This window comes from Halalkalibacter flavus, from assembly GCF_036663575.1.
In the GTDB taxonomy this organism is placed as follows: domain Bacteria; phylum Bacillota; class Bacilli; order Bacillales; family Bacillaceae_D; genus Halalkalibacter; species Halalkalibacter flavus.
Genome location: NZ_JAWRVK010000310.1, coordinates 1 through 256 on the forward strand (window position 1 = coordinate 1; position 256 = coordinate 256).

The following is a 256-nucleotide window of genomic DNA, read 5'->3' on the forward strand; positions in this document are numbered from 1 at the left end:
CCGCAGTCTACTTTACTTCCGAGGTAAAAACATTGTAAATCTAATGAATCTGAAGATAATCCTTCACATAGTCTTTGGCAACTTGGAGGTTCAGGATCCCAGTTTCCGTAACTGCATATTGAATGTTTCAAGTTTGTTGATAATACATATCCAGGATTACACTGATAAAATAAGACAACGTTATCACTGACAATGGTTTTGGCTATCTTCCGGCACTTAGAGCTAAAGTCACCTTCTACGCAGCCCATCACTTCGT

Annotated in this window: 1 protein-coding gene; it reads right to left on the reverse strand. The window is 39.1% G+C overall.

The window, feature by feature from the left end; translation table 11 throughout:
• The coding region (locus tag SAY88_RS25305; protein WP_332635194.1) for a CCP domain-containing protein at positions 1-256 on the reverse strand (256 nt) is incomplete at both ends.